The 10,007-nt window shown below is 33.9% G+C and carries 10 protein-coding genes and 1 tRNA gene; all 11 read right to left on the bottom strand.

The window, feature by feature from the left end:
• Positions 1-352: 352 nt before the first annotated feature.
• The 11 genes from Q428_RS10125 to Q428_RS10075 all read right to left on the bottom strand — a co-directional run bounded on the left by Q428_RS10125 (position 353) and on the right by Q428_RS10075 (position 10,004).
• Positions 353-427 (bottom strand) — tRNA-Asn (locus Q428_RS10125).
• A gap of 186 nt (positions 428-613) precedes the next feature.
• Positions 614-2,134, bottom strand: coding sequence for a lysine--tRNA ligase (gene lysS, locus Q428_RS10120; RefSeq protein WP_035380615.1), 1,521 nt, complete (start codon positions 2,132-2,134; stop codon positions 614-616).
• A 25-nt stretch (positions 2,135-2,159) separates the two neighbouring features.
• Complete coding sequence (gene greA / locus Q428_RS10115; protein ID WP_035380605.1) at positions 2,160-2,642, bottom strand: transcription elongation factor GreA; 483 nt, start codon at positions 2,640-2,642, stop codon at positions 2,160-2,162.
• Between the two features lie 425 nt (positions 2,643-3,067).
• On the bottom strand, positions 3,068-3,871 hold the full coding sequence (locus Q428_RS10110; RefSeq protein ID WP_035380603.1) for a hypothetical protein: 804 nt from the start codon (positions 3,869-3,871) through the stop codon (positions 3,068-3,070).
• Positions 3,872-4,795 carry a hypothetical protein gene (locus tag Q428_RS10105; RefSeq protein ID WP_035380601.1) on the bottom strand — a complete coding sequence of 308 codons (924 nt, stop codon included), beginning with the start codon at positions 4,793-4,795 and terminating at the stop codon, positions 3,872-3,874. It abuts the gene before it with no gap.
• Between the two features lie 12 nt (positions 4,796-4,807).
• Positions 4,808-5,332: a hypothetical protein gene (locus Q428_RS10100; protein ID WP_035380597.1), complete on the bottom strand. Its 525-nt coding sequence runs from the start codon at positions 5,330-5,332 to the stop codon at positions 4,808-4,810.
• A gap of 114 nt (positions 5,333-5,446) precedes the next feature.
• The gene (gene dusB / locus Q428_RS10095; RefSeq protein WP_035380596.1) at positions 5,447-6,415 is read right to left on the bottom strand and encodes a tRNA dihydrouridine synthase DusB; all 969 of its coding nucleotides are present in this window, start codon (positions 6,413-6,415) and stop codon (positions 5,447-5,449) included.
• A 9-nt stretch (positions 6,416-6,424) separates the two neighbouring features.
• Entirely contained in the window at positions 6,425-7,201 is a 777-nt protein-coding gene (locus Q428_RS10090) for a type III pantothenate kinase (RefSeq protein ID WP_035380595.1), read from the bottom strand.
• A gap of 187 nt (positions 7,202-7,388) precedes the next feature.
• Positions 7,389-8,366, bottom strand: a complete 978-nt coding sequence (locus Q428_RS10085) for a biotin--[acetyl-CoA-carboxylase] ligase (RefSeq protein WP_035380593.1) — start codon at positions 8,364-8,366, stop codon at positions 7,389-7,391.
• 76 nt (positions 8,367-8,442) lie between these two features.
• Complete coding sequence (locus Q428_RS10080) at positions 8,443-9,579, bottom strand: sodium ion-translocating decarboxylase subunit beta (protein ID WP_201769277.1); 1,137 nt, start codon at positions 9,577-9,579, stop codon at positions 8,443-8,445.
• 35 nt (positions 9,580-9,614) lie between these two features.
• Complete coding sequence (locus tag Q428_RS10075; RefSeq protein WP_035380589.1) at positions 9,615-10,004, bottom strand: biotin/lipoyl-containing protein; 390 nt, start codon at positions 10,002-10,004, stop codon at positions 9,615-9,617.
• Between the last annotated feature and the right edge of the window lie 3 nt (positions 10,005-10,007).

Here is a 10,007-nt window from a genome sequence, read left to right as displayed (position 1 = left end):
AATCGCCGTCATCACTAACGACATTTACTATGTTATCACACTCTTTATCGTGTGTCAACTGTTTTTTTAATTATTTTTTCGTCGCCGTTCATCAGCGACATATATTATTATACACCATTAAATAATTATGTCAACAGTGATTTTAAATTTTTCTCAAATTATTTGTGAGCCCTCAATTATCCTGAATTGTTCCCTTTTTATAAGGGGATCTCCCTTATATATATGCTTAATAGACTTAAAGCTAAGGAACTTAGATTAAATTTGTTGCCATATATACTTTCTATTGGATATAAAAAATCCTGTGTATCCACAAATAAATGTTACACAGGATTAAAATCCAAAAAAATAAAAATGGCTCCGCGAAGAGGACTCGAACCTCCAACCCTTCGGTTAACAGCCGAATGCTCCACCATTGAGCTATCGCGGAACGATTACAATATTATTATATCACTTTTTCCGTTTTTTACAATACTTTTTATCAATTTTTTTATTCTTTCAAATAAACCCCATGAGAGGAAATGCGTAGCGATAAAATGAGTGCTAAGAAAATCCTTCATGGGGCTAAGCTGAATTGAGCCTTCAGCAGTATTAAATTTCTGTCTCTTTTTATAGCTTATTTTGTTGGCTTCATTGTTGGGAATAGTATAACGTCTCTGATTGAATATGAATCAGTTAAGAACATTATAAGTCTATCTATACCTATTCCTAATCCACCTGTTGGCGGCATTCCTATTTCCAGTGAGTTTACAAAGTCATCATCCATTGCATAGGCTTCATCATCACCAAGCTCTTTTTCCTTTGCCTGTTGTTCAAATCTCTGTTTTTGATCTATTGGATCGTTAAGTTCTGAGTAAGCATTTGCCAGCTCTCTACCATAAACAAATGCTTCGAATCTTTCTGTTAACGTAGGATCACTTTTCTTTTTCTTTGTCAGAGGTGATATTTCTACAGGATAATCTATTACAAAGGTAGGCTGCACTAAATGCTGTTCTGCATATGCTTCAAAAGCAGCATTTAAAATATCTCCCTTAGAACAATCCTTTAAATCCTTCTTTAACTCATCTTCAAGTTTTAGCTTCTTAGCAACATCCCTTGCCTCTTCATCTGTATGAATCTGAGTAAAATCTACTCCAGCATACTCTTTTACAGCATCAAGCATTGTTATTCTTCTCCAAGGTGGCATAAAGTCAATTTCAGTACCTTGATATGTAACCTTTGTAGTACCATTCACCTCTTTACATACATAGGCACAGAGATTTTCTGTAAGTTCCATCATATCATTATAGTCAGCATAAGCCTGATATAATTCTATCATTGTAAACTCAGGGTTATGTCTTATACTAATTCCTTCATTTCTGAAGTTTTTACCCATTTCATATACTTTCTCAAAACCACCTACTATAAGCCTCTTTAGATAAAGTTCCGTTGCTATTCTTAAATGTAAATCTATATCAAGAGCATTGCTATGGGTAGTAAATGGTCTTGCTGCTGCACCACTAGCTATTGTAGAAAGAATAGGAGTATCCACTTCTATAAAATCTCTTTCATCTAAAAATCTTCTTATAGCTCTTATAATTTCCGTTCTCTTAAAAAAAGTCTCTCTTACATCCTGATTTACTATTAAATCTACATACCTTTGTCTATATCTTAAATCTGGATCCTTTAATCCATGCCATTTTTCAGGAAGTGGTCTTAATGACTTTGTTAACAGAGTAAAATCTTTAACATGTAAAGATATTTCTCCAGTCTTTGTTTTGAATACCGTACCTTCAACACCTATGATATCTCCAATATCAAGGGTTTTGAAAAACTTCAGCTTTTCTTCACCTATATCGTCTATTTTAACGTAAAGCTGAAGTTTTCCATATCTATCATGAATGTCTGAAAAACCTGCCTTACCATGGACTCTCTTAGACATCAATCTTCCCGCAACTTTTACATCTTTGTTTTCCAATTCTTCATAATTTTCTTTTATTTCCTTTGAAGTATGAGTCCTGTCGTATCTAACTATTTCAAATGGATCCTGACCCTTTGCCTGTAACTCCTGAAGTTTGGCAAGCCTTTGCCTCATTAGTTCATTATACTCGTTTTCAAGTTGTTCTAGTTCAACCTGAGTAATTTCCTCATTTGCCATACGTAACAAACCTCCAATTTTAAAATTAGTGTCTTCTGATTTCAAGTATTTCATATGTAGAAACTCCGTCTGGAACTTGGATTTCTACTTTGTCTCCCACTCTTTTACCCATTAATCCTCTTCCAATTGGTGCTTCATTTGAAATCTTCATTTGCATTGGATCCGCTTCAGCTGAACCAACGATTGTAAACTCAAGCTCCTCATCAAATTCTAAGTCCTTTACCTTAACTACACATCCTATTGAAACAGAATCTGTTTTTATATCTTCATCATCTATAACTTTAGCATTTTTTAGCATATTTTCAAGGGTTGCAATTCTTCCCTCAACAAAGGCTTGTTCATTTTTTGCCTCATCATACTCTGAATTTTCACTTAAATCTCCATATGACACTGCAACCTTTATCTTTTGTGTAACCTCTTTTCTTTTAACGGTTTTTAAATATTCTAGTTCTTCCTCTATTTTTTTTACTCCTTCGTAAGTTAGTATAACCTGTTTATTATCGCTCATATCTTTTCTCCCCTTCAATAAGTTTTTCACATTTACCCCGTTATTTTGCATACACTGTCCTATGTCACATTACAACTTAAATAAAACCATATTACGTTTTAAGTTATAATATTATTTCATAAAATGCCTTTAATGCTAATCCTATTACTACAATGTATGCAATAAGGTTTCCATGTTATTTTATAGAATATTATATGCTGTTAATTTGATAATAAAACATTTTTATTGTTGAGGGTATAATTAATAACAAGCACCATAAAACAACATTTATAGTGCTTGTTACCCTAATTCATTGAGGTTATTATAAATCACACTAATATCAATGTCAACATCTTTATCCAGTATTAATTGATATAATTTCAAAATTTTTCTATCAATTCTGCTAATACTTTAAATATTAACCTTAATCTTCTTATGATTAGTATTTATTGTCTGTTTATTACAATATTATTACCTCTTTTAATATTATTTATTGCAAAACCTTCCTTCTCAGCATTCAACCATAATATCCTTTTCCCCGAAACCTCCATATAACCCTGGGCAAAGTCAACATCAAGATTTTTATACTTATTAAAGGAAATATCCACTTCATTAAACCAATATTTAGTTATTGGAGTGTTTGTATGTTTTAGAAAAAGCATGGGTCTATCAAGATTAGCAATATATTGATGTTCAGGACATTCGGAAGCTAATATAACTGCATCTGCATTTTTACACGCATTAATTGGATCTTCTATTAAAGCAACTGACGTACCAAAGTAAGTTATGGCATATTCCACTTCCTCTATAAGCTCCTTTTTTCTATTTGTAACTAAAATTATTCGTCTTGCAATAGGCAGAAGAAGCCTGAACATATTTCTTCCCTCATAGGAAGACGCATCTGCAATAACCACTTCATGTAACCTTAAATCACAACCTAAACTAACTGTATAAAAATCAAATGCTCTGGCTAGACAGGAGTGATAGAAAAAGGGATTAAAATTTATATCAAATCTTCTAGAAACGACATGACCATATCTTTTTGTCCCTATTTTACATGCCCTTTTTAATTTGTTCCTTTGAAATCCTGAAGGTATTTCAATCTTACCGCATTGAATTCCATTAAACATCAAAACATCCCGTACATAAGGTTGTATCGTTTTGTCTAGCCCCCAAATTCTACTTAAAACTGGGTATTTTTTAGATACATCTTCTTCATATGCTTCGCCCAATACGGCAAAGCCCCTCATTTATCTCGCCTCTTTCACCCTTATTTCATTTAAATACTCTATTCTTGGCACAAATTTCAACCTGTCTAACACTTCTTCATATTCCCCAGGGGTAACCTCATCTCCATTTTTCCCTAAAATAGAAACAATTAAAGCTTCCATTACATTAGTACCAAAGGAACGCCCGTTAAACTCCGGTGTTGTTGTAATAAGCATATTTATTCCTCTACACCTTAAATCCTCAACATCTTCCTTTGTTACAGTGTTTGTAACTATTATTTTGCCTACCATATCTTTTGGCATATACTTTTTAATAAAAAGAAAATCTCCTGCAATTATTTCAGCTTCTTCATAGTATTTTTCATATTTTGTTATTATTATATCCTGTTCTTTTCCAGTAGGATATAATTTATCAAAGGGCATTCTAACTGCAATTGGTGCAACAACTGAGGCTACCTTTGATAACAATTTGTAGGATCTGATAGGTATAGGTATGTTAAGTGCAAAAATAACATCTCCAAACAAAACATCAGCACCTAAACTATAGAAAGTCTCTGCCATACCAAACCTATCTACTGCACTGGTCATTAATACTTTTTTATCCTTAATAGGCAGGATATTTTTATTAATATATTCTATTACCCTTCTTTCTAAAGTATTCTTCAAACCCGACCCATCTACAATAGGAGTAGTTTTTGCTGCCTCTTTTATTGGAATTGCATCCTTTATTGTATATCTTTTATTAGCACAATAAAGATATAAATCTATTCCCCCCATGCCAAAGGCATCTACATTTCCGTCAAGTTCCTTTATTAATTCAATTGCTTTGTCTATACTCCCATCTGTACCTATTCTTTCTATAATGAATTTTTCATTTAATAATTCCACTTCTACAGAATGATTTCTTTTTGAGGAACCTATACTTACGGAAACAATCCTTTTCATTTTATAAACCTCCTAAGCATTTATAGTCTTTATAATTTTAATCACTTCATCAGGCTCAACATAGACATCATTTTTTAATGGAGATTCCCCTATGTTGATTGTATATACATGGCTATCCAAAAGGTCTGCCAACAGTTTAGTTCTCATTCTGGAACCTATGATAATACAATGTTGATATTTTCTAACCTCAGAAGTAATTTTAAAAATATCATTAACTAGTTCCTCCCCACCCTTATCTTTAATGAAATCATTACGCTCCTCTTCTGTCATCAAAAGTATGTACTCTATTCCCTCTTCCTTTAATCTTTCATATAATTCTAATTTATTTTTTATAGGGAACCCAATAACCGCAATATTGCCTCCTTTTCTGACCTCTCCTATACTTTCAAGTCTTGAAATAAAAGTTCTGTCTATGTCTAAAATCCTTGCTGTTTCCTGCTGGGAATATCCCTTGCATCTGTACTCCATAATTTCATTTATAACTGAAGTAATTTTAGATAAACTTACTATTTTATCTCCAATTCTAATATAATCCATATAATACCTCCCGTGCACAAATTGTGCTCAATTACATTTTATACCTTTATTGTAAAATTTTCAATTAACATCATGCTAATTCAATTAATGAAATATAATGAAAAAGAGTCAATGCTAATGCATCAACTCTCCTTTATATTCTAATAACATGTTTCTTATTTCATCTGCATCTGTCATTTTATTGACAGCATCCCTTACAGCTGCAGCACCTTTTAACCCCTTTAAATACCAGGCTATATGTTTTCTCATTTCTATCATTCCCTTATAACCCTTAAATTCAATAGCTAAATTCAGATGCCTTAAAGCCATATCAATTTTTTCTTCAGCTGTTGGTTCCATTGGAACTTCTCCAGTATTTAGATAGTGGTTTGTGTTTCTGAAAATCCACGGATTGCCAAAAGCCCCCCGTCCTATCATTATTGCATCACAACCGGTAAAATCAAATAACTCCTTGGCTGTATATGGATCTACAACATCTCCGTTGCCTATAACAGGTATTTTTACCGCCCTTTTAACTTCTTTTATAATATTCCAATCTGCCTTGCCTTCATACATCTGGGCTCTGGTTCTTCCATGGATCGTTAATGCAGCAGCCCCTGCATTTTCAATCATCTTGGCAAATTCAACTGCATTTACACTATTTTCATCCCAGCCCTTTCTTATCTTAACTGTAACAGGCTTTTTCGATTTACTGACAACGCTTTTTATTATATTCTCAGCTCTTTTTATATCCTTCATCAAGGCTGAACCCTCACCGTTTTTTATTATCTTAGGTGCCGGGCAGCCCATGTTTATATCTATCAAGGCTACCTTTTGACTTTGGCTTATCACCTCTGCCATATTACCCATAATCTCCGGTTCTGAACCAAAAATCTGTACAGCACTAGGTGCCTCCTTATCATCTATATCAAGTAAAACTTCAGTATTTTTACTACCGTAAAACAAGCCCTTGGAACTCACCATTTCCGTATAAACAAGTCCTGCATCATACTCTTTACATATAATTCTAAACGCCTTATCCGTTACTCCAGCCATTGGTGCCAAGAATACTTTATTTTGAGGCTTGAATTGGCCTATATACATAAAAATCACCTATCTATTTTTCTCATATATTATTCTTAATCCCTCAAGGGTTAAAAATGGGTTTATTGTATTAATACTTGTTGTTTCACTGGCTATAAGCTTTGCAAGTCCGCCTGTTGCAACAACCAAAGGTTCTTCCTCTCCTAGCCTTTCCATTTCCTGTTTCATTTTAGATACAATATAATCAACCTGACCTGCATATCCATATATTATTCCTGCCTGCATACTTTGAACAGTGTTTTTACAGATAACAGATGAAGGTTTTACAAGTTCAATTCTAGGAAGTTTAGCAGCTCTTTCAAAGAGCGCCTCACTTGAAATTCTTAGGCCTGGGGTTATTGCCCCTCCATAATAATCTCCATTTTTTCCAACTGCACAGAAAGTTGTAGCAGTTCCAAAATCTATTATTATTGTAGATCTTTTATATATATCATGGGCAGCAACAGCATTTACTATTCTGTCTGCTCCCACTTCCTTTGGGTTGTCGTATTTAATATTTATTCCTGTTTTTATTCCAGGTCCTACTATTATAGGTTCAACCTTAAAATATTTTCTTATACTGTGTTCGAGGGAATACATTATGTTAGGTACTACTGATGAAACTATAACAGCATCAACTTCCCTGTGATTAATGTTTGATTTTTCGAATAGATTTATTATTTGTATTCCATATTCATCTGCAGTTTTCTGGGGTGTAGTTGATAATCTCCAATCTACTAAAAGCTTTGGTCCATCATAAACCCCAAGCACAATATTAGTATTCCCGGCATCAAAGACTAATAACATTATTAACACTCCTTTAGTGCTTCATTATATTTCTCATGACAACTATTAATTATTTTATCAACTAATAGAATTGCTTTCAATAAAAACCTAATTTACAGAATATTTGTAATGCGTTATATTGAAGTATAATAGTTAACCCTAAGAGCAATTATTCAAATGTTTTAATTTTAAGCGCTATAGCTACCTGTTATATATACCCATACATCCCTCTGACAGAAACATCACCACTTAAAACCTTTGTTATTTCTCCATTATCCTTCTTTACTATTAAACTTCCATCTTTATCTATGTCAATGGCTTCTCCTTCAAATGAATTGTTAATGCTTATAACCTTAACCCTTTTACCTAAAAGAACAGAATATTCTTTTAGCTTATCTAAAAACTCCGATATACCTTTAACTTTAAATATCTCATAATTTTTTTCAAACTCATTTAATATCTCTGCTATAATAATTTTTCTTTTAAAATTAATGCCCGAAAAGCTTTTAAGTGAAACTGCTACCTCTTTTATTTCATCATCAAAATTTTCCTGATTAACATTAAGCCCCATTCCAACGATTATGTAATTTATCATATCCATATCAGAGTTCATTTCAGTTAAAATCCCACAAAGTTTTTTTGAATCTAACACTATATCATTAGGCCATTTAATCTTAACATCAAAACCCGTTAGCTTCCTTAAAGCTTCAACTGCTGAAACTGCTAGTATAGGGGTTATTGAAGGAGCCATAAAAGGACTTATTTCAGGTCTTAAAATTATTGTCATTGCAATTGCTTCACCATTTGGAGTTGACCATTTTCTTCCCATTCTCCCCTTACCCAAAGTCTGTTCCTCAGCTATTATAACAGTTCCTTCCTCAAGACCATTTTCTGCAAGTTCCTTAGCTATTATGTTTGTTGAAGTGACTGAGTTATAATAAAATATCTTTCTTCCCATGTATTCCGTTAGCAAATAATCTTTTATTTCGCTGTAGGTAAGTATATCAGGGCGGTTAACAAGTCTATATCCTTTTTTTGAAACTGCCTCTATTTCATATCCCTCTTCTTTTAAGGCACGTATATATTTCCATACAGCAGTTCTTGATATTCCAAGGCTACTGCTTATATCCTCTCCTGATACAAAATCTCTGCTCTGCCTTAAAAACTCAAGTATCTTATTTTTCATCTTTTATCACCTTTATCCTTTTATTTATATTATACCAAATCAAAAGAAAAACCACCTCAAATGAGATGGTTTTGTTTTATTTTCCAAATATAGTAAGCAATGTTCCTGCCGCAACAGCTGTACCTATAACCCCTGCAACGTTAGGTCCCATTGCGTGCATTAAAAGGAAGTTACTTGGGTTTTCCTTTTGTCCAACAACCTGAGAAACCCTTGCTGCCATAGGAACAGCAGAAACACCTGCAGAACCAATCAGAGGATTAACCTTTCCTTTAGTAGCCCAACACATAAGCTTTCCAAGTAATACTCCCCCAACTGTACTGAACCCAAAGGCAACCATTCCTAAGGCAGTAATCTGCAGAGTCTTAACCTGTAAAAAGTTTTCAGCACTTGCAGTTGCTCCAACAGTAACACCTAAGAATATTGTAATAATATTAATTAATGCATTTTGGGCAGTATCTGAAAGTCTTCCCACTACGCCGCTTTCTCTGAAAAGATTTCCAAGCATCAACATACCAATCAGCGGAGCAACAGGTGGAAGAAGCATTGAAACAAGTATTGTTACTATTATAGGGAATATTATTTTCTCTGCCTTTGAAACCTGTCTCAGCTGATCCATTTTTATCATTCTTTCTTCTTTAGTTGTCAGTGCTCTCATTATAGGCGGCTGAATCAGTGGTACCAATGCCATATATGAATAAGCGGATACCGCTATTGCACCAAGAAGCTTTGGTGATAACTTGCTGGCAAGGAATATTGCAGTTGGACCGTCAGCCCCACCAATTATACCTATTGAAGCTGCCTCCTGAGGAGTAAATCCAAGTAGTAATGCTATTAAAAATGCCATAAAAACTCCAAACTGAGCTGCTGCACCTAAAAGTAAACTTGAAGGGTTTGCTATTAACGGACCAAAATCTGTCATGGCTCCAACACCTAAAAATATCAGCGGTGGATAAATTTCAAAATGAACACCCTGATATAGATAGTACAACAATCCTCCAACCTCTTCCCCAACACCTGGCTTCATAAGATTAGCTAAAGGAAGGTTAGTCAGAAGCATTCCAAAGGAAATTGGCAATAATAAAAGCGGCTCAAACTGCTTAACAATTGCTAAATATATCAACACAAAGGATACAAATATCATTATCAGCTGTCCACCTTCTATACTCACAAAACCTGATGTCAGCCAAATATCCTTCAGGGCTTTAATTAACATATCTAAAAAGGACATCTCATCATCACCTCTTAAACTTATTCAATAACTGCAAGAAGATCATCTGTATTAACTGAGACTCCTTTTGTTACTGCAACACTTGAAACAGTTCCATCTACTCCAGACATTATTTCATTTTCCATTTTCATAGCCTCAAGTATAAATAATACATCTCCTTTTTTTACCTTCTGACCCTGTGAAACCTTTACATCTAAAATTGTTCCAGGCATTGGTGCCTTAACTGTTTCCTTAGCTGATCCAGGGGCAGTTGCAACAGTCTCTTTCTTAACTTCCTGAACAGGCTGCTGAACTGCAGGTTGTACCTGTCTAACTTCCTGAACCTTTTCTACAGGTTGATATACTGCTCCAACTTCTTCAACTTCAACCTCATATTTTTTTCCATTAACAGTTACTATATACTTTCTCATATT

Origin of the sequence: Fervidicella metallireducens AeB (assembly GCF_000601455.1) — a bacterium.
Classification (GTDB): domain Bacteria; phylum Bacillota; class Clostridia; order Clostridiales; family Caloramatoraceae; genus Fervidicella; species Fervidicella metallireducens.
The sequence above is the reverse complement of the archived record's forward strand: the minus strand, read 5'-3'. Positions and strand labels throughout refer to the sequence as shown.